Origin of the sequence: Brevibacterium sp. FAM 24630, from assembly GCF_049804075.1 — a bacterium.
GTDB lineage: Bacteria > Actinomycetota > Actinomycetes > Actinomycetales > Brevibacteriaceae > Brevibacterium.
On the sequence record NZ_JBNBZD010000018.1, the window covers coordinates 1 to 19,354 of the forward strand.

At 65.5% G+C, this 19,354-nt stretch carries 16 protein-coding genes and 3 tRNA genes; 13 read left to right on the forward strand and 6 right to left on the reverse strand.

Annotation, left to right across the window (positions count from 1 at the left end; translation table 11 throughout):
• Positions 1 to 182 precede the first annotated feature (182 nt).
• The 9 genes from ACPUD7_RS13095 to ACPUD7_RS13135 all read left to right on the forward strand — a co-directional run bounded on the left by ACPUD7_RS13095 (position 183) and on the right by ACPUD7_RS13135 (position 6,614).
• Positions 183 to 434 (forward strand): hypothetical protein, encoded by a 252-nt coding sequence (locus ACPUD7_RS13095; protein WP_135537418.1) that lies wholly within the window; start codon positions 183 to 185, stop codon positions 432 to 434.
• 123 nt (positions 435 to 557) lie between these two features.
• Positions 558 to 630, forward strand: a tRNA-Glu gene (locus tag ACPUD7_RS13100).
• 55 nt (positions 631 to 685) lie between these two features.
• Positions 686 to 759 (forward strand) — tRNA-Asp (locus tag ACPUD7_RS13105).
• Positions 760 to 829: 70 nt separating this feature from the next.
• Positions 830 to 905 (forward strand) — tRNA-Phe (locus ACPUD7_RS13110).
• 105 nt (positions 906 to 1,010) lie between these two features.
• A complete protein-coding gene (locus ACPUD7_RS13115; RefSeq protein ID WP_135537419.1) occupies positions 1,011 to 2,102 on the forward strand; it encodes a DUF418 domain-containing protein in 1,092 nt (363 codons plus the stop codon).
• Positions 2,103 to 2,209: 107 nt separating this feature from the next.
• Complete coding sequence (gene acs / locus ACPUD7_RS13120; RefSeq protein ID WP_135537420.1) at positions 2,210 to 4,159, forward strand: acetate--CoA ligase; 1,950 nt, start codon at positions 2,210 to 2,212, stop codon at positions 4,157 to 4,159.
• A gap of 156 nt (positions 4,160 to 4,315) precedes the next feature.
• On the forward strand, positions 4,316 to 5,188 hold the full coding sequence (locus ACPUD7_RS13125) for an SDR family oxidoreductase (RefSeq protein ID WP_135537421.1): 873 nt from the start codon (positions 4,316 to 4,318) through the stop codon (positions 5,186 to 5,188).
• 85 nt (positions 5,189 to 5,273) lie between these two features.
• On the forward strand, positions 5,274 to 6,257 hold the full coding sequence (locus ACPUD7_RS13130; RefSeq protein ID WP_135537422.1) for a patatin-like phospholipase family protein: 984 nt from the start codon (positions 5,274 to 5,276) through the stop codon (positions 6,255 to 6,257).
• Between the two features lie 33 nt (positions 6,258 to 6,290).
• Positions 6,291 to 6,614 (forward strand): hypothetical protein, encoded by a 324-nt coding sequence (locus tag ACPUD7_RS13135; protein WP_135537423.1) that lies wholly within the window; start codon positions 6,291 to 6,293, stop codon positions 6,612 to 6,614.
• A gap of 59 nt (positions 6,615 to 6,673) precedes the next feature.
• On the opposite strand, the gene ACPUD7_RS13140 is transcribed toward ACPUD7_RS13135, so the two are convergent.
• Entirely contained in the window at positions 6,674 to 7,486 is an 813-nt protein-coding gene (locus ACPUD7_RS13140; RefSeq protein WP_135537424.1) for an isocitrate lyase/PEP mutase family protein, read from the reverse strand.
• Positions 7,487 to 7,734: 248 nt separating this feature from the next.
• Between ACPUD7_RS13140 and mgtE the strand changes: the two genes are divergently transcribed.
• Positions 7,735 to 9,093 carry a magnesium transporter gene (gene mgtE / locus ACPUD7_RS13145; RefSeq protein ID WP_425120194.1) on the forward strand — a complete coding sequence of 453 codons (1,359 nt, stop codon included), beginning with the start codon at positions 7,735 to 7,737 and terminating at the stop codon, positions 9,091 to 9,093.
• Between the two features lie 19 nt (positions 9,094 to 9,112).
• On the opposite strand, the gene ACPUD7_RS13150 is transcribed toward mgtE, so the two are convergent.
• Both ACPUD7_RS13150 and ACPUD7_RS13155 read right to left on the reverse strand, forming a co-directional pair.
• Positions 9,113 to 10,906, reverse strand: a complete 1,794-nt coding sequence (locus ACPUD7_RS13150) for an ABC transporter ATP-binding protein (RefSeq protein WP_425120159.1) — start codon at positions 10,904 to 10,906, stop codon at positions 9,113 to 9,115.
• Positions 10,903 to 12,621: an ABC transporter transmembrane domain-containing protein gene (locus tag ACPUD7_RS13155; protein WP_425120160.1), complete on the reverse strand. Its 1,719-nt coding sequence runs from the start codon at positions 12,619 to 12,621 to the stop codon at positions 10,903 to 10,905. Before ACPUD7_RS13155 ends, ACPUD7_RS13150 begins: the two co-directional genes overlap by 4 nt.
• Before the next feature lie 163 nt (positions 12,622 to 12,784).
• Here ACPUD7_RS13155 and ACPUD7_RS13160 point away from each other — a divergent pair, with 163 nt between their 5' ends.
• A complete protein-coding gene (locus ACPUD7_RS13160; RefSeq protein WP_425120162.1) occupies positions 12,785 to 13,681 on the forward strand; it encodes an oxidoreductase in 897 nt (298 codons plus the stop codon).
• Between the two features lie 64 nt (positions 13,682 to 13,745).
• On the opposite strand, the gene ACPUD7_RS13165 is transcribed toward ACPUD7_RS13160, so the two are convergent.
• The 3 genes from ACPUD7_RS13165 to ACPUD7_RS13175 form a co-directional block, all read right to left on the reverse strand.
• Entirely contained in the window at positions 13,746 to 15,338 is a 1,593-nt protein-coding gene (locus ACPUD7_RS13165; RefSeq protein ID WP_425120163.1) for a bifunctional 3-(3-hydroxy-phenyl)propionate/3-hydroxycinnamic acid hydroxylase, read from the reverse strand.
• A 73-nt stretch (positions 15,339 to 15,411) separates the two neighbouring features.
• Positions 15,412 to 16,254, reverse strand: a complete 843-nt coding sequence (locus tag ACPUD7_RS13170) for a fumarylacetoacetate hydrolase family protein (RefSeq protein WP_425120164.1) — start codon at positions 16,252 to 16,254, stop codon at positions 15,412 to 15,414.
• 65 nt (positions 16,255 to 16,319) lie between these two features.
• The gene (locus tag ACPUD7_RS13175; protein WP_425120165.1) at positions 16,320 to 17,198 is read right to left on the reverse strand and encodes a VOC family protein; all 879 of its coding nucleotides are present in this window, start codon (positions 17,196 to 17,198) and stop codon (positions 16,320 to 16,322) included.
• A gap of 151 nt (positions 17,199 to 17,349) precedes the next feature.
• Here ACPUD7_RS13175 and ACPUD7_RS13180 point away from each other — a divergent pair, with 151 nt between their 5' ends.
• Together ACPUD7_RS13180 and ACPUD7_RS13185 are read left to right on the forward strand one after the other, a co-directional pair.
• Positions 17,350 to 18,066 carry a FadR/GntR family transcriptional regulator gene (locus ACPUD7_RS13180; RefSeq protein WP_425120166.1) on the forward strand — a complete coding sequence of 239 codons (717 nt, stop codon included), beginning with the start codon at positions 17,350 to 17,352 and terminating at the stop codon, positions 18,064 to 18,066.
• 213 nt (positions 18,067 to 18,279) lie between these two features.
• Positions 18,280 to 19,353 (forward strand): amidohydrolase family protein, encoded by a 1,074-nt coding sequence (locus ACPUD7_RS13185; protein ID WP_425120167.1) that lies wholly within the window; start codon positions 18,280 to 18,282, stop codon positions 19,351 to 19,353.
• Position 19,354: the final 1 nt, after the last annotated feature.

Below are 19,354 nucleotides of genomic sequence, written 5' to 3' on the forward strand. Positions count from 1 at the left end.
CTCTGAGAGTGCTCCTTTTCCAGAGAATATTGATGTCGTCGCAAACATCATTATCCCTGGTCAGGAGCACTTTTCTTCTCTCTGTCCGGGACCTGGACGCCCCTAATCATGAAATCCCGAGGCTAGGGTGGAGGCGGCCGCATTTTCGACCCTCGGATTTCGACCCTCGGAGAGGACCAACGATGACCACCAGCAATCACCACGCGCGCACACGCAGGGAGACGGACCCGCAGTCTCCGACCTCGGTCTGGTACTTCATCGGCGCCGTCTTCGCCTTCACCCTCCCGAACATGCTCTTCGATGACTTCGGCGGTTGGCCGCGCATCCTGTTCCTCACCCTGGGCCTCATCGTCATGGTCGCCGGCTTCGTCCAGCTGCGGCGGGAGTTTCGCGCGAAGAGCCGGAGGGCTGAATCCCCTCGCCGAGGCGGCTGACCACCGGGGGCGAAACCACCGCCTCCCCCTGTGACGGAGGACACTCTGTTTCGTTTTGCATTCCGCGAATCGGGTGGGATAAGCTTAACGTCGTTGCCCACGGGGAATCCGAGGACAAACTAGGCCCCCATCGTCTAGAGGCCTAGGACACCGCCCTTTCACGGCGGCGACACGGGTTCGAATCCCGTTGGGGGTACGGTGTAGGATTGGAAAGTCCGACACCACAACAGATACACTGGTCACATCAGTTTGGCCCTGTAGCGCAGTTGGTTAGCGCGCCGCCCTGTCACGGCGGAGGTCGCCGGTTCGAGTCCGGTCAGGGTCGCGGAGCACAAAGGCTCTTCTTCGGAAGAGCCTTTGTTTCTCTCGACATACTTTGCGCATGTCGGCAATTCGGCTCTGTAGCTCAGTTGGTAGAGCGTTCGACTGAAAATCGAAAGGTCACCGGATCGACGCCGGTCGGAGCCACCAAGCAAAACCCCTGCTGCGGCGGGGGTTTTCGCGTATCCGAAACGCGACTCACGCTGCTCGCCACTTCTGATCGGCAACAGACCTTGTCTGATAGCGTGGCCCGGCGTGAGCCACGAACAGTCGCACCCGCCCCCGGACACGCACACCGACCGGACGCAGCAATCCGGCCCGGCTGACCGCATCGTCTCGATCGACGTCATCCGCGGCATCGCCATCGCAGGAATTCTGCTCATCAACATCCGCTACTTCCTGTCTCAGGCCGGTCAGGCAGACGAACCGGTCGGCACCGATGCGACGATCTGGCAGGTCGTCGATGATGTCGCCCTGGGCAAGTTCCATTTCGTCTTCGCCTTCCTCTTCGGCACCGGTGTCCACATATTCCTCACGCGGCTGCGAGCGAAGGGCCGATCGACGTGGGTCTACGTGCGCCGGATGCTCATCCTCATCATCGCCGGGGTGATCAACTCTGCCCTCGGCGGCATCGACGTGCTGGCTTCCTACGGGGTCCTCGCCCTCATTCTTCTGCCGCTGACCCTGCTGCCGAGGTGGTCCTTCGTGACTCTCGGCGTGGTGACCGCGATCGTCCCCGACGTGCTGCAGCTGGTCTCGAGTGCGGGCGGAGTCGATCTCCACCTTCCGCCCCTGCTGCTGCCGCTGCTGTCCTTTGCTCGGACCTTCGGACACATGGTGCTCGGATTCTGGCTGGCGGGTCTCGGCCTGTTCTCCTCACCGCCCCGAGCCTATGTCACCGGCATCTTCGCCCTCGGCCTCATCGGTTCGATTCCGCTCTGGATCTGGACCGGCAACACCGGCGTCGGATCCTCCGATGCTCACGAGATCGCCTTCCGCACCGCGATGGTCCCCGGCTTCATGTACGTCACCGGTCTGATCCTTCTCCTGCACACCCGCCTCGGCGCGAAAGGCCTGAGCTTTCTGCGCCTGTACGGACGGATGGCGTTTTCGAACTATCTGGGTCAGACCGTGATCTGCGTGCTCGTCCTCCCGCCGCTGACCTCACTCGGATACATCTCCGCCCCGGCAGGTCTCGGGATCTGGGCGGTCATCATCATCGCCCAGTGTGCGCTCTCCACCCTCTGGCTGCGTCATTTCCGCTACGGTCCCCTGGAGTGGGTGTGGCGGTGCGGCACCTACTGGGAGACCACGCCGCTGCGGTGGCCCGACGCTTCCCGACTCTGATCCCCCGTCACACGGCCCCCTTGATTTCACCGCCAACTGGAGTACGTTGAAAACACGTTCGCATCCGCGAATCACGACGCAGTGAAGCTTCGCGAAAGGAGCAGCCGATGGCCACCAACCCGAGCATCGAAGAGCTGAGCTACGAGGGGCGGAGATTCGATCCGCCGGCCGAATTCGCAGCACAGGCGAATGTCGGAGCCGAAGAGTACGACAAGGCGGCCGCCGATCGCCTCGGCTACTGGGCCGAACAGGCGAAGCGGATCACCTGGGACACCCCCTTCGACACGGTCCTCGACTGGTCGGACAAACCCTTCGCCAAGTGGTTCGTCGGCGGCAGGCTCAATGCCGCCTACAACTGCGTGGACCGCCATGTGGAGAACGGGCTCGGCGATCGCGTCGCCTACTACTTCGAAGGCGAGTCCGGAGACACCCGCACGATCACCTACTCGGATCTGCTCCGCGAAGTCTCGAAGGCCGCCAATGCGCTGACCGAGCTCGGTGTGAAGACCGGGGACCGGGTCGCCATCTATATGCCGATGATCCCCGAAACGGTGTTCGCGATGCTCGCGTGCGCCCGCCTCGGCGCCCCGCACACCGTGATCTTCGGCGGCTTCTCCTCCTCGGCGATCGCCGACCGCGTCAAGGACTGCGGCGTCGAATTCGTCATCACCTCCGACGGCGGGTATCGCAAGGGCAAGCCCTCGGCACTCAAGTCCGTCGTCGACGAGGCGATGGAGGACTGCCCCGAAGTGCGCAACGTCCTCGTCGTCCGGCGCACCGGCCAGGACGTGGCCTGGAACGACGACCGGGATCTGTGGTGGCACGAGGTCGTCGACCGGCAGTCGGAGACCCACACGCCCGAGGCCTTCGACTCCGAGCATCCGCTCTACGTCATGTACTCCTCGGGCACGACCGGTAAGCCCAAGGGAATCCTGCACACCACGGGCGGGTACCTCGTCGGAACCTCGTTCACCCATTGGGCGGTCTTCGACATCAAACCGGAATCCGACGTCTATTGGACGGCCGCGGACATCGGCTGGGTGACCGGCCATTCGTACATCGTCTACGGACCGCTGGCGAATGGGGCCACCTCGGTGCTCTATGAAGGCACCCCGGACACGCCCCATCGCGGGCGCTGGTGGGAGATCGTCGAGAAGTACAAGGTCTCCATCCTCTACTGCGCGCCGACGGCGATCCGCTCATTCATGAAGTGGGGACGCGACATCCCCGCGAAGTTCGACCTCACCAGCCTGCGGCTGCTCGGCAGCGTCGGCGAACCGATCAACCCCGAAGCCTGGATGTGGTACCGCGAGCACATCGGCGGCGACCGATGCCCGGTCGTCGACACCTGGTGGCAGACGGAGAACGGCAGCATCCTCATCAGTCCCCTGCCGGGAGTCACCGCGACGAAGCCGGGTGCAGCCATGCGTCCGCTGCCGGGCATCGTCGCCGATGTCTTCGACGATGCGGGCAATTCGGTCGAGCCCGGAAACGGCGGCTACCTCGTCATCAAGGAGCCGTGGCCGTCGATGCTGCGCACCCTGTGGGGAGACGAGGAGCGGTTCAAGAAGACCTACTGGTCGCAGTACCCGGACGTCTATTTCGCCGGCGACGGTGCGAAGATCGACCGCGACGGCGACTACTGGGTGCTCGGCCGGGTCGACGACGTCCTCAATGTCTCCGGGCACCGGATGTCGACCGCGGAGATCGAATCCGCGCTCGTCGCCCATCCGAAGGTCGCCGAGGCGGCCGTGGTCGGGGCGAGCGACGAGATGACGGGGCAGGCGATCGAAGCGTTCGTCATCCTCCGCGAGAGCGCCTCCGACGGCGGGGACGACATCGTCGCCGAGCTGCGCGGCCACGTGCGGTCCTCGATCGGTCCGATCGCGACACCGCGGTCGATCATGCTCGTGCCCGATCTGCCGAAGACCCGTTCGGGCAAGATCATGCGCCGCCTGCTCAAGGATGTGGCCGAGAAGCGTGAGGTCGGTGATGTCACCACGCTCGCGGACTCCTCGGTCATGGATCTCATCCAGAAGGGCGTCGCGGAGAGCTGAGCGTCGCCCGGCGATCGGAGATTCGACTCCCCGGACCCTTGCGGTGACCCACGTCTCACTGATTTACTGATAAGTAATATCGGGTGGGTCACCGCGGGGTCGCGGGTCCGCACCCGGAGCCGAAGAGATCGACATCGACTGCAAGGACGCACAGACATGACGCACGGAACACAGATCGCCGGAAGCCGTATCCTCATCACCGGAGCCGGCAGCGGAATCGGCAGACTCATGGCCCTCGACGCCGCCGCCCGCGGCGCCGCCGAAGTCATCATCTGGGACCTGTCGGCCGAGCACGGCGAGACCGTCCGGCAGGAGATCGAGGCGAAGGGCACCCGGGCCCGCGCCTTCACCATCAACGTCGGCGACTCCGCGCAGGTCGCCGCCACGGCCGAAGAAGTCGGACCGATCGACATCCTCATCAACTGCGCAGGCGTCGTCACCGGCAAGAGGCTGCTCGACGCCGATGCCGAGGCGATCCGGCGCACCTTCGACGTCAACACCCTGGCACTGTACTGGACGACGAAGGCATTCCTCCCCGGAATCCAGGAGCGCGACCACGGTTCCATCGTCAACATCGCCAGCGCCGCCGGCTGGACCGGCGTGGCCAAACAGACCGACTACTCGGCAAGCAAATGGGCCGCGGTCGGCTTCACCGAATCGCTGCGCGGCGAGCTGCGCGCCGAGGGCAGCCGGGTCAACACCCTCGTCGTCTGCCCCTTCTACATCAACACCGGCATGTTCGCCGGAGTCCAGACGAAGTTCCCCCGTCTGCTGCCGATCCTCGAAGAGAACACCGTCTCCACACAGGTCATCGACGCGATCGAATCCGGTCGCGAACAGCTGGTCATGCCGTCGCTCGTGCGCCTCGTCCCCGGTGTGCGACTGCTGCCGACCCGGGCCTTCGACAAGGTCATGGACTTCCTCGGCGTGAACCAGACCATGGACCACTTCACCGGCAGGAACGGTGTGAACGGACGCGACCGGCAGCGTCGATCGGCCCGGAAGCGCCAGACTGCCGGAGCCCGCTGAATCCACCGCAGATCCCCTGGCAGTTCCCGCCGCCGCGTCGCGTCCGGTCCACAATAGAGACAGTGAGGCGCGGAGAGGAGCAGCCATGGCCACGACCGATCTGGTCCTCGAAGGCGGAGGGGCGAAGCTGCCCGGGCTCGTCGGGGCCGTCGAATCGCTGGCAGATGCCGGCTACGGATTCCACCGCATCGCCGGCACCTCGGCCGGAGCGATCGTCGGTGCCCTGACCGCGGCAGGGCTGCCCCCTGACACTCTCAGACAGCGAGTCCTCGAGCAGGACTTCACCGCTTTCGAGGACATCTCCCCCGCTTTCCGACTGCTGCCCTGGCTCGGCAAGGTGCAGGGGCTGCTGCTGCACAAGGGCATGTATCTCGGTGATGCGCTCCATGATTTCCTCGCCGAGGCACTCGCCGCTCAGGGCGTGCGCACCTGGAGCGACCTGCGACTGGACGACCCGGACGGTGCGATCCCGCCCGAGCGGTCCTATCGCCTCGTCGTCATCGTCTCCGATGTCTCACGCGGTCGCATGCTGCGCCTGCCCTGGGACTACCGGGACGCGCTCGGCGTCGATGCGGACTCCCAATCCGTCGCCGAGGCGGTGTGCGCCTCGGCAGCCAGTCCGTTCTTCTTCCGCCCCCGGTCGCTGTGCGCACGGGAGGACGTGGCCGGCGGAACATCGGTGCTCGGCGCCGACGGCGGTCTGCTCTCGAACTTCCCCGTCGACGTCTTCGACCGCAAGGACTCACGCCCGGCGCGATGGCCGACCTTCGGCGTCATGCTCTCCGCCCGGCACACCGCCGCGACCCAATGGCAGCCGAACGCCACGACCTACCAGTACGCGAAGTCGCTGCTGACAACGATGCTCAATGCTCACGACCGCAGACACATCGATGACCCGTCGGTGACCGAGCGGACGGTGTTCGTCGACACCTCCGGCCACAGCACCACGGACTTCGCCCTGTCTGAGGCCGCCAAGATCGATCTCATCTCCTCGGGACGCCAGGCCGGGGAGAAGTTTCTGGCCCGGTGGGACTGGAAACGGTGGAAAGAACGTTTCGACAGGGTTTAGTGTGGAAGACCCGCATCCGGCGAAGGAGACATCATGACGGAGAACCCCGACGACGATTACATCGAGCCCGGCGCCGAAGGCCCCGTGGGTTCCGGGATCGAAGGTGCCGACGACGCCCTCATCGACGAAGCCGGCTGGGACGATGAGGCCGATGCACCAGGGCTCGACCGAGAATTCGATACGGATCCGGTCACGGCCGCCGAACAGGGCAACCGGACAGGCGATGAGATGGTCTCCGACGGCGATGACGATTTCGAGGTCGACGAACTCACCGGTGACCGGCTCGATGTCGACGCACTGGCCGATGACGGCGTCGACTCCGTCGAGGTCATCGACGATGACTTCGACGAGGACTGACCTCTCCTCTCCCCAGACCCCTGTGCGCACGAGGCATCGGGATCCGGTCAGGCACTGAGTCAGCCCAGTTCGGTGAACGCCCTGTAGGGCAGGACGGTTTCCGTGTCGGCCTGGAGGTCGTCGTTGAGGCCATCGAGCGAGCGCAGGGCCGCCGAAATCGCCGCCCGGTAGAGCAGCGATCCGGTGCTGATCCGGCTCACTCCCGCCTCGGCGAGGGCCGTGCGTGAGTGCCGCGCACTGGCGAGCACGTTGACCGGAAGCCGGCTGTAGCCGGTGATCGTCTCGATCGTGGGCAGATCGAGGTCCCCCGGAACGAAGATCCCGTCCGCTCCGGCGTCGGTGTAGGCATCGATGCGGTCGAGGACCTCGCCGAGGCGGTCCTGCCCGATCCAGAATGTGTCGATCCGTGCGTTGACGAACAGGTCCGGGAACGCGTCCCTGACGGCGCTGACCTTGGCCGCCAGGATCGCGGGTTCGCTCATGAGCCCGTGCCGCGAGTCCTGGATGTTGATGCCATCGACGATGAGCCCGGCCCCGGTCGTGCCGGCGACGGCGAAGCTGTCGCCCAGCACATCGACGACGCGTTCGGGACTGTCCCCGTAGCCGTCTTCGAAATCGCAGGTCACGAACTGATCGGGCAATGCCCGTCGGATGGCGGCGATGAGTTTCACGGTCGCATCCAGGGTCGCACGGTCCTCATCGGCGGCGCCGATTCCGGCGGCGACGCCGAGACTCGTGGTGCCGATGGCTCGGTGGCCCGCCTCGGCGAAGAGCTGCGCGCTGGCCACGTCCCAAGCGCACGGCAGGATGAACGGATCCCCGGGCCGGTGCAGGTGTTGGAAAGCCGTCGTGGCATCGTCGTGGTCAGTCATTGCTGTGCTCCGTTCTTCGACACGTCGTCACGCGCATGTCGTCGGCGTTCGCCGCTGAGATTGCGGCGATGTCGGGCGCGGTGGCCGGTGATCTGCGGGTGTTGTCTCCATCGTAGGACCGCGGCACTTCGGCATGGTCCGAAGAGTCCCGACGGCGAAGTCGAACGCAGGCTCCCTCATCCTCTGCCCATGCCCTAGGGTGGACTGCGGAGAAGTCCATACGAGACAAGGGGGAATTCGTGGCGGATATGACAGCGAGCACCGAGGCAGCCGACCGACTCGAATCCGCGCTCACGGGCCGGATCGATCCCCGAAGTCTCGATGAGATCGCCGCTCTCGCCCGGCAGGTGCCGCGTGCCGAGATCGGACGTCTCGTCCACACGTCCACGCCGCTGCAGTCGGCGATGCTCTTCCGGGTGCTGACGAAGGAGGAGGCGCTCGACGTCTTCGAGGACCTGCCTCCTGCCTACCAGGCCGAACTCATCGGCAATCTCCGTGAACCCGAGGTCGCCGACATCGTCGACGGCCTCGACCCCGATGACCGTGCCGAACTCTTCGGTGAACTGCCTGCGGGGGTCGCCAGCCGCCTGATGAAGGGGCTGACGGCGACGGAACGGGCGATGACCTCGGCGGTCCTCGGCTACCCGAAATCCGCGATCGGTCGGTACATGTCCCCCGAGGTGCTCGGCATCCACGAGGACTGGACCGCTGCCGAGGCGATGGAGGTCGTGCGCGCTCGCATCGACGGTCCCGAAACCGTCTACCTGCTGCCCGTCGTCGGCCCCGGTCGGGTGCTGCGCGGAGTGGTGTCGCTGCGCAACCTCATCGCCGCCGACGAGGACACCGTCATCGAGGACATCGTCCGCGATTCGCTGAGCACTCATGCGCTGACCGACCGTGAGGAAGCCGCTCGTGAGTTCCTCTCCCACCGGCTCATCGCAATGCCGGTGACCGACCAGGAGGACCGCCTCGTCGGCATCCTCACCATGGATGACGTCCTTGACATCATCGACGAGGAAGACGCTGAGGACTTCGCCCGCGGGTCCGGTACCGAACCGCTCGACCGCTCCTACCTGTCTTCGACGATCATGCGCCTGGTGCGCAGCCGCATCGTCTGGCTGCTCGTCCTCGCCGTGTCCGCGATCCTCACCGTCCAGGTCCTCGAGGTCTATGAGGACCGCCTCGATCAGGTCGTCGTCCTCGCCCTCTTCATCCCGCTGCTGACCGGAACCGGCGGCAACACCGGCAACCAGGCCGCGACCACGGTCACCCGCGCTTTGGCCGTCGGCGAGGTGCGCATCCGCGATCTCGGCAGGGTCATCTGGAGGGAGCTGCGGGTCGGTGCGCTGCTGGGATCGGTGCTCGGTGCACTGGGCTTCATCATCGCCGGGCTCGTCTACTGGTGGGCGATCGGTCTGGTCATCGGGCTGACGCTGCTGTCGGTGTGCATGATGGCCGCGACCGTGGGAGGTCTCATGCCGATCATCGCGAAGAAGGTCGGGGCCGACCCTGCGGTCTTCTCCAATCCCTTCATCTCCACGTTCTGCGACGCCACCGGCCTCATCATCTACTTCACGATCGCCACGACGGTCCTCGGGCTGCGCTGAGGCCCGGCGGTCCGCGCGCTCAGGCCGACCAGGCTGCCCACAGCTCGGCGTAGCGACCGCCGGCGGCGACGAGTTCGTCGTGGGAGCCCTCTTCGATGACCCGTCCGTGCTCCATGACGAGCACGCGGTCCGCGGTCTCTGCCTGGCTGAGGCGGTGAGCCACGACGAGTGCCCCGCGTGAGGCCAGCGCCGCCCGCGCCGACTGCTCGAGAACATGGGCACCGGCGGATCCGGCCTCGGCTGTCGCCTCGTCGAGGATGGCGAAATCGGGGTCCGCGAGCGCGAGTCGCGCCAACGCGATCGTCTGCTCCTGCACCGCCGTCAGCCGGGTTCCGCCGTCCCCGATCTCGGTGTCGAGGCCCGCGGGCAGTGTGCCCACCCAGCCGGCACCGACCTCCTCGAGCGCCGAGCGCACCTGGTCATCACCGGCCTCGGGCACGGGCAGAGCCACATTGTCGCGCAGGGTTCCGCTGAACGTGTGCACCTCTTGAGCGACCATTGCGATGTGCTCGCGCAGCACCGTCTCCGGCAGTGCGGTCAGGTCCGGCGAAGGCTTCCCCGCCGAGGCGACTCCGCCGAAGACGAGTGCGGCCCGTCCGCGGGTGGGAGCGGACAGTCCCGCCGCGATCCGCGCCAAGGTCGACTTCCCGGCGCCTGTCGTGCCGACCACGGCGACGACCTCTCCGGGGTCGATGCGCAGGCTCACGCCCGTAAGCACGTGGTTGCTCGAGTTCGGGTCCTCGTCGTAGGTGAACCACAGATCCTCGAGCACAAGCGCCGGGTCAGCGGTTCCGGGGTCGATGGGCCGCCTCGTCGAGGTCGTGGCTTCGTCGATGACGCCGACCATGCGGGTCAGCGAGGCACCGGCGGATTGGATCTGGTCGAAGAGTCCGACGAGAGCTCCGATGGGGTTGAACAGGCGGTGGAAGACCAGGGCCGCGGTCGTCACGGCGCCGGCGGTGGACTCGCCGAACCAGACGAGGACGAATCCGGTGATGAGGAGCAGCGAGAGCACGACGGCCTCGGCGCGGTTGTTGCGGCCGAAGGCCCGTGTGAGGAAGCGGAAGACATCGATCGACAGGTCGCGGGCCTCCCCGGAGGCGGAGTCGATGCGGCGCAGCTCCCCGGCCTCGGCACGGTAGGCACGCAGGGTCTTCGCCCCGGTGAGTCCGCCGAGGAGGCGGCCGGCACGTCGGCCGAATGCGGCACGTTCCTGCTTGTAGATGGGTTCCGATCGGGGCAGGTACCAGCGCAGGGTGAGCCAATACATGGGCAGAGCTGCGAGGCCGACAATGCCCAGGCGCCAGTCGATGGCGGCCAGGCCGGCTGCGGAGACGATGACGACGAGGAGGGATTCGACGACCAGCGGCAGCACCTGGGCGGCGGCCTCGCTGATCTTGCGGGAGTCGTCGGCGACGCGGGAGACGAGGTCGCCGGTGCCGGTCTTCTCGACCCGCTGGGATTCGAGGCTCAGAGCGGATTCGACGACCTGGGTGCGCAGTTCGGCGACGACCGGCATGGCGACGTGGGCCAGAGCCCAGGCGCCGATCCAGGTGCCCACGGCCATGACGATGCCGGCGATCGCGACGGCGATCGCGCTGGTCCAGACCACGTCGGTCCCCGCTCCGGCGGGGAGTTCGTCGACGAGGCGGCCGATCGCCCACGGTCCGACGAGTCCGGCTCCGGCGTTGGCCACGCCCGCAACGAAGAGCAGGACGATCCAGCCGCCGCGTCGGCGCAGCAGCGGGGCGAGGTGAGCGAAGGAGCGACGGCGCGTGGCGATCGACAGGGTGGTCTGCGTCGGTGCGGTCATCGGGTGACCGCCTGACGGTAGGCCTCAGCGCTGGCACCTTCGGCAGTGAGGAGGTCGGCATGGTGGCCGATGAGCACCGGTCCTGCGGCGGGTGCGAACACCACGGTGTCGGCTGCGGCGAGGAACGCCGGGGAGCTCGTGATGATGATCGTCGCTGCCGCCTCGTCCTCTCGGCGCAGCCGGGACACTCCCGCGCAGATGCGGGCCTCGGTGACGGCATCGACGGCGGTGGTCGGTTCGTGGAGGACGAGGACGCGGGGGTCGGCGTCGAGTGCCCGGGCCAGGGCCACACGCTGGCGCTGGCCGCCGGAGAGGTTTCCGCCGAGTTCCTGGATCCGGTGGTCCAGTCCCCCGTCGACGAAGCCGAGGAGCTCATCCGTCCCCGAGGCGGTGAGCACCTCCTCGGTGACCGGGTGGTCGGTCGTGCCGACGATCATCGTGATGTTCGAGCGGATCGTTCCCTCGAACAGGTCGACGGTGTGGGGCGAGACGATCATCCGATCCGGTCCGGCACCGCGGGCGTGGCCGGCCAGGGCCGCGAGGAGTTCGGACTCTGCCCGAGCATCGGGGGTGACGATGCAGGTCAGCGATCCGAACTCGGTGGTGAAGTCGATGCTGCGGCCCTCGCCGACCGCCCACCCGCTGACGCTGATCGCGGTGTCGTCGACGGTGACCGACGGGGACGGTGTGGGGGCTTCGGAGGGGTGGGCCGCCTCGGCGGAGGGATCGTCTTCGGCGAAGGGGTCCGCCTCGGTGTCGATGTCATTGAGCAGCCGGGCGATGCGGTGGGCGGCGCCGTGGGATTGAGCGAAGAGGCCGACGATGTCGGCGAGCGCGCGCATCGGTTCGGTGAGGAAGGCCGTCATTCCGAGGATGCCGATGAGTGCCCCGACGCTCATCTGTCCGTCGATGAGGCGCAGCCCTGCGACGACGAGGACGATGGCGAGCACCGTCGACATCACGAGGGCCCCGAGTCCGGCCAGGCGTCCGGTCCTCTCCCCCGTGGCGATGCCGGCAGCCGCGGCGTCATCGGAGGTCCTCCGATAGCGGCGCACCGCCCAGTCCTCCCCGCCCATGGCTTTGATCACGCGCAGGCCGTGCATGAGGTCGGAGGCCGATCGGCCCGCCCGGGCGACGGCTTCGAGCTGTGCCGCGGCCTTCGAGGACACCGATCGGCCCGGGAGGGCGACGATGAGGAGGCCGATGGGCACGGCGATGAGCACGACGAGGCCGGTCACCGGGTCGGCGATGAGGAGGAAGATGCAGGCGGTGACCATGCCGAGCACGGAGGCGATGCCGCGGCCGGCCTGGGCGAAGGATTGGGCGGCGGTGTCCGCGTCGGCCGAGGCGATGGACAGGACCTCACCGGAGGCACGGTCGGCCGGCAGCGTCGCCGAGGTGAGGGCGGCGTGCGTGATCTCGACGCGCAGTGCGTGTGCTTCGTGTTCGCGGGCGGCGTTGCAGAAGCGGGATCCGAAGCGGTAGCCGAGGCTGAGGATCGTGAAGAGCAGTCCGAGGCCGATGATTGAGAGGATGAGCGCCGGAATCGACAGGGGAATGATCGCACGGTCGACGATGATTCCGATGGCGACGGGAACGAGCGCTTCGCAGACCTGCCACATGGACAGAGTGATGGCTCCTGACACAAGCAGTCTGAGGCGGCGCCGGGCGGCTCTGCGGAGGAGGATCGAACCTGTTGAGGGAGTCTTCGGCACGAAGGCAAGCCTAACATTTTCCACCTTCACGCGGCTCGCTGAATGCGATCGGATGGCGGCGGGAGCGGACGGGCGCGGACGGGAGCGGGCGGGAGCGGGCGAGCACCATCAGACGCCGTTGGGAGCATGCGGGCCCGAACGAGCACCGTCTACGATGGCGTATATGCCGACGCCTCTCGAATACACCATCCCTTCGATGGCCGGACGCACCGTCGTCATCACCGGAGCGAACAGCGGACTCGGCAATGCCGCCGCACTCGTATTGGCGGGGATGGACGCCCGAGTCGTGCTGGCCGTGCGCAGCCTCGAGAAGGGGCGGGCGGCGGCGGAAGCCCTGGAGGGCGAGGTCGAGGTCCGAGAGCTCGACCTCGCCGATCTCGGCTCCGTGCGGTCGTTCGCAGAAGCTTTCACTGATCCGATCGACATCCTCATCAACAACGCCGGGATCATGATTCCGCCGTTCAGACGCACCGCCGACGGCTTCGAATCGCAGCTGGGGACGAACCATCTCGGTCACTTCGCGCTCACGAACCTGCTGCTTCCGCAGATCCGCGATCGCGTGGTCACGCTCTCGTCCCTGGCCCATCGGTCAGGCACGATCGATTTCGATGACCTCAATTGGGAGCGCAGACGGTACCGGCCGATGCCTGCCTATGCGCAGTCCAAACTGGCGAACCTGCTCTTCACCTCCGAACTCGACAGGCGTCTGAAGGAGAGCTCCTCTCCTCTCATCGCCGTTGCCGCCCATCCGGGTCTGGCGCGGACGAATCTGTTCGCGGCCCCGGGAAATGGGCTGCGCGGCGCGATCAGCAATGCGTTCATCGGGATGGTCGCGCAGAGTGGACAGTACGGTGTGCTGCCGACGCTCGCCGCGGCCGTCGCGGACGTCCCGGGCAACAGCTACGTGGGTCCGGGCGGCCTCTTCGGTGCTCGCGGTGCACCGTCGCTCGTCGAACGCTCCATCCAGGCCAAGAACGCCGAGGCGGCCGAACGACTGTGGACGGTGTCCGAAGAGCTGACCGGGGTCGGGTTTCCCAACCAGCTCGGAAAGAATCCGTAGCCGTGCACTGCCTCCCGCACTCAACCGGTGCATGCGGCGATGAGCAGGATCATGCGCAGTCGCCTCAGACTGCTTCTGCTCCCTCGGTCCGATGCACGCCCGAGTCGGTGACAGCTGCGAGAAATTCTCGAGCAAGTTCTTCGGCCCCGCCGAGTCCTGATGCGCCGCCGAAGACATAGGCGTCAGGGCGAATGAGAACAGCGCTGACGACCAGACCGTCGAACCAGTCGCCATAGGTTCCGGCCGAGTCTGCAAACCGAAGGACGCCTTCGGTGGTTTCGAGCTGCGGATCGAAGCACGTCACGGCGATCCCCACCTCCTGCAGGCCGTCGATGAGTTCACTGTCCAAGGATCGCACCGCCTCGGCGTCCCGAACCATGAGAGTCCCCGCGCCGAAGATATCGTCGAAACGAGTCTCCCCGTACTCTTCCGCGGCGACCCAGCCCTGGAGCGACAGAAACCCACCGAGCTCACCGCGGTGGACTCCTGCTCCGAGTCTGGGACGCGGGGGCGCTTCCGGCTCGATTTCGGATTCCATTTCGGTCTTCATCGTTCGATCCCGTTCGGCCGCCTCTTCCTCGTCGAGGATGCAGATGATGCGTCCCAAGGAGATCGAGAAGTCGATGAAGTCGGAGACATGTGCCTGCCGTTCGGGGCCGAACGAATCGAGGAGAGAGTCGGGCGCCCTGCCCTCGAGCACCAAGTCGAGCTTCCATGACAGATTCATACAGTCTCGGATTCCTGCGGCCAGCCCCTGACCGGCGAATGGCGGCATCTGGTGGGCCGCATCTCCGATGAGCATGATCCGCCCGTCACGGAATCGGGATGCCCACCCCGAAGAGAAGGTGTAGACGACTCCGCGTTCGATCGTGGCGTTGTCGGGCCGGACACCGTAGGGTTCCAGCAGCTGCCAGATGCGTTCGGGCGCGGTGAGTTCTTCGGCCGTCTCACCCTCGAGGCGCATGAATTCCCATCGCCGGCGTCCGGGGCCGCCCGGGACGACGGTCGTCGGTCTGTGCGGATCAGCGACCTGTTTCGCCAGAGTCAGAGGCTCCATGTTCTCCTGCGGCAGGATGTCGACGACGAGCCAATCGTGGAAGTAGCCCAAGTCCGTCCACGGAATCTCCAGCTGCTTCCGGACTCCGCTCTTGGCTCCATCGGCGGCCAGAAGGTACTGGGCGCGAATCGTCTCGTCACCGAAGCCGACCGTGACTCCCCTGTCATCCTGGCCCTCGACAACTGCGGTCTGACCGCGTCTGAGTTCGACGCCAGGCAGTTCGAGAAGCCGCTGTTCGAGGTGGCGTTCGAGGCCGGGCTGGTTGTAGAAGTAGGCGTTGTTCCAGCCGGAGGAGTCGTAGCCGCGCCAGTCGACGAGGTGGAGGGTTTCATCCGCACCATTGACCCACACGTAGAGGTCGTCATAGGGCTCGATGGTGTCGTCCATCGAAGTCACCGGCATGTCGATGTTCTGCAGGATGCGGGCGATCTCAGCATCGTGGGCGACCGCCCGCGGCAGAGGGCAGTTGTGGTCTTTGCGTTCGAGGACCGTGACTCGGTGCCCTTTGCGTCCGAGCATCACAGCGGCCATCTTTCCGACCGGTCCTCCGCCGATGATGGCGACGTCGACATCGGTGGCGGTTGCGTTCGTGGGTCTCATGTCTTCCTCGTCTTTCGGTTCCAGGAATCACCGCTTGCCTCGGTGATTCCTGGAGCATGGACCAGCTGCTCACTCAGCTGGTGAATACCTGGCGGATGGTGCCGATGCCTTCGATCGTCGACTCGAGTGTCTGGCCCGGCTGGATGAGCCATTCGGGCTCACGGGTGAATCCCACACCTGAGGGGGTGCCGGAGTAGATCGCGTCTCCGGGCTCAAGCGTGAGGATTTGGGAGAGCTTCTCGACCAGGGCCGGGACATCGAAGATCATCTGGCTTGTCCGACCGTTCTGGACCTCTTCGCCGTCGAGCGTGCAGGAGATCGCGAGGTCATCGCGATTGATGAACTCATCGGGGGTCACCAGCCACGGCCCCTGAGGCGAGTAGCCGGGGAAGGATTTACCCAGTCCGAACTGCGGGGCGGGCCCGTCGAGCTGCGTTGCCCGCTCGGAGAGGTCCTGTCCAACGGTGACTCCGGCGACATGGTCCCAACCGGTGCCTTGAGCAATGTGGTGTGCGCTGCGGCCGATGACGATGACGAGTTCGACCTCCCAGTCGTTCCTTCCGCCCTCGACGAGCTTGACCGTTTCGTAAGGACCCGAGATCGACGACTGGAATTTGGGGAAGACCGGAGGCAGCTTCTCCGGGCGACCGAAGCCGCTCTCTGTGACGTGTTCGTCGTAGTTGAGTCCGATGCCCAGAGACTGCAGAGGGCGTGGCGTCAAGGGTCCCAGCTTCCCTTCGTCGATCTCGAAGCTGTCTCCGGAAGCCTCGGCTGCCCAGACGAGGAATTCGTCCCAATCGTCGTAGACAGCGTGGATGTCAGGGCCGAATCGGCCGTTGCTGGCCTCGGCCACGTCGATCCCGTGTTTCTCATCGACGAGGATGACGGTGCGTGATTCGTAGTTGGCGATTCTCATGTGGTTCTCTCACTCTCGTTCTTCAGTTGCAGATGGTGTCGTCGGAGGCGTGGTTCAGACCGTGATCAGCGCTTGACCGGTGCGACTCCGTGGTCGAGGATTCCTGCGGGAACATGTCCGTCCCACTGGTTGATCCAGTACAGGTCCTCGGGATCCCAATACCGTTCCGGCCGTTCCTTGTCGCGGATCGTCTCCATGTCGCAGTAGTACTCGATGACGGTGCCGTTGGGCTCGAGGTAATAGACGGCGACATTGTCACCGGCACCGTGCCGGACCGGCCCCCATGCCAGTCGAGCCCCGCGACGGGCCAGACGATCACCGAGGCGGACGAGGTCGATGACATTGTTCGCCTGCCATGCGTGATGATGGATTGCGGTCTTGTCGGCTCCGAAGACGGCGATGCCGTGATGGTCGTTGTTGCAGCGCATGAAGAAGTTCTGGTTGCCGATGTTGTCGGAGACGACGAAGCCGAAGATTTCGTGAAGGAAGTCGCGCTGTGCCTGAGGGTCGAGTACCTGGATGTTCGTATGGCCGAGACGGTCGGGCTGGCAGCTTCCCGTCCTGATCATGCTGTAATCGAGCTTCTCGGTATAGACCTGCCATGTGAAGCCTTCGGGACCGACGAAGGCGAAACCTTCCTCGATGTGATCTTCGATGGGCTGTTCCGACACGATCGTGTATCCGCCGCGATCGACCTTTGCGCGGATGGCGTCGAGCTCATCGGAGTTCTCGACGACGAGGCCGGTGTGGTCGAGGGCGTCTTCGTCGGACTGGGTGTAGACGAGCTCGTGGTGCTTTCCCTGCGCCGCGAAGAAAGCCTTCTTCCCGTTCGATTCCGTCTCATTGAGGCCGAAGACGTCGACGGCGTTGCCGATCGACGCTGTCAGGTCTCGAGTGCGCAGAGACACATACCCGATCTCTGTGACCATCCCCTGTGCTGCCATGGCTGTCTCCTTTGTCGTCCATGTCGATCTCGATGCGAATGACCGCTGCACAGCATGCCTCCCCATCGAGCTAACCAGATATAATGATTATGATGAATTACGATAGCAGGTAATCTGGGAAGATCAAGACCCGTGGAAAGACAAGGTGGACATGGACCGGCCCAACGCTCTGACAGAGCCCGCTCCCTCGGCGAGGGGCGGGTCGCAGAGTCGCACTGAGATCGCGACTGCCGCCATCATCGCGATCGCGCAGCGCCATCCCGCCGGCACGCGGCTGGGAACGAAGGAGGCACTCCGTCGCGAATGCGGCGTCTCCGTCGGCACCTTCAACGAGGCACTGGCCCTGGCCCAGTCGCGCGGATACGTATCGATGAAGCCCGGCCCCGGTGGGGGCATATTCGTCAACGAGCAGTCCGCCTTCGCTCGTCTCGGGAATTCGATGCTCGCGCTCGACACCGCCGAACCGTCCGTCACAGATGCCATCCGCATCCGTGATGCTCTCGATCCCCTGCTCATCGATGACGCGATCGACTCGGCCAGCGCAGCCGACATCGCCGCAATGCGCGAACGGCTGGCGGGAATGAAGCAGGCGATCGAGCAGGCAGAATACCTTGAGTTCGTCCGCAACAATTGGGCGCTGCACCGCGTGATCGCAGAGGCCTCGCCGAGCTGGATTCTAAGATCAATGTACCTGGGAGTCCTCGGGATGCTCGAAAATCACGCCGTCAGTGTGGCTTCACGCGACACCGAATTGCCGGACTACATTCAGTCGCGCTTCGAACTGCACGAACAGATCGTCGACGCTCTCGACACCCGGGATCGAGAGCTGGCACGCGACCTCATCATCCGCCACAACCTCAATGGGTGATTGGAGAAGCGCGTCGGCACGGACGACGGACCATTGGCGGACCGGCCCCCAACGCGGGAGAGCTGTGGCCCATCTCTTTCGGGTCCTTTGATTCACGAGCGTACGCTGATACACCGAACGCCTCGACGAGTATCGAGTACACCGAGGGGCGACCCATCAAACAGCGTCAGCGGTTGTCATCGAATCACAATCTCGAATGCGTAGGGTCAGAGCATGACGAAAGTTCGCAATGTCCACCTCATCGATGTCGATGACTTGTCCGGCGGTCGCCTCGTCGACGTCGAATTCTCCGACACGATCACATCGATCACTCCGCCAGCTGAACCGGATACAGCAACGTCCCGATTCCTGATCGCGGGTCTCATCGACACCCATGTCCACCTCGCCGAGCGCTCGAGACTGATTGACGCGGTCAGATCCGGACTCACCACCGTAGTCGACCTCGGCACCCACCCGGATTCGCTCGTGCACGAGCTTCAAGCCGACGACGCACTGCCGGCGATTCTCAGTGCCGGTTCGGCCGCCTCGGCGCCGAGCAGCACCCAGATCGAGATGATGGGCTTTCCCACCGAATCCGGCGTCACCAGCCCCGAGGACGCGACGAGGTTCCTCGACTGGCGAGAGCAGAGCGGTGCCGATGTCATCAAGATCATCATCGAAGACCCTGCAGCCACCGAGGTGCCCGCACTCGACGTCCCGACTCTTCGCGCCCTCGTAGACGGAGCCCGTGATCGGGGCCTGCTGACCATCGCGCACGCTGTCACGACCGCAGCCTTCGAGCGCGGGCTGGAGGCCGGCGTCGATATCCTCACGCATGTCCCCTTCGACTCGCGACTGCCGGAGGTCACCATTGCACGGATGGTCGAGTCGACAACCGTCGTCTGCCCCACCGTGGTGATGATGCGCGCAATCGCCGACGCCCGCCTCGGCGAGCACGCCGATGCCGCGGTGGGAATCGCAATCGACAATGTCCGGGCAATGCACGCCGCGGGAGCCACGGTCATCGCCGGCACCGACGCGAACGAAACCCCGTTCGCCCCTGTGGCTCATGGACCCTCGCTCCACGATGAACTCGACTATCTCGTCGAGGCCGGGATGACCCCCGCCGAGGCGCTCCGCGCCGCCACGACCACGGCTGCGGAAGCACTCGGACTGGATGATCGTGGTCGGATCGAGGAGGGTTCCCGAGCCGATTTCATCCTCGTCGATGCCGATCCGAAAGCAGATCTGTCGGCGCTGCGCTCCCCCGCCGAGGTGTGGGTCGGTGGGCGTCGACTGGTGCCTTGAC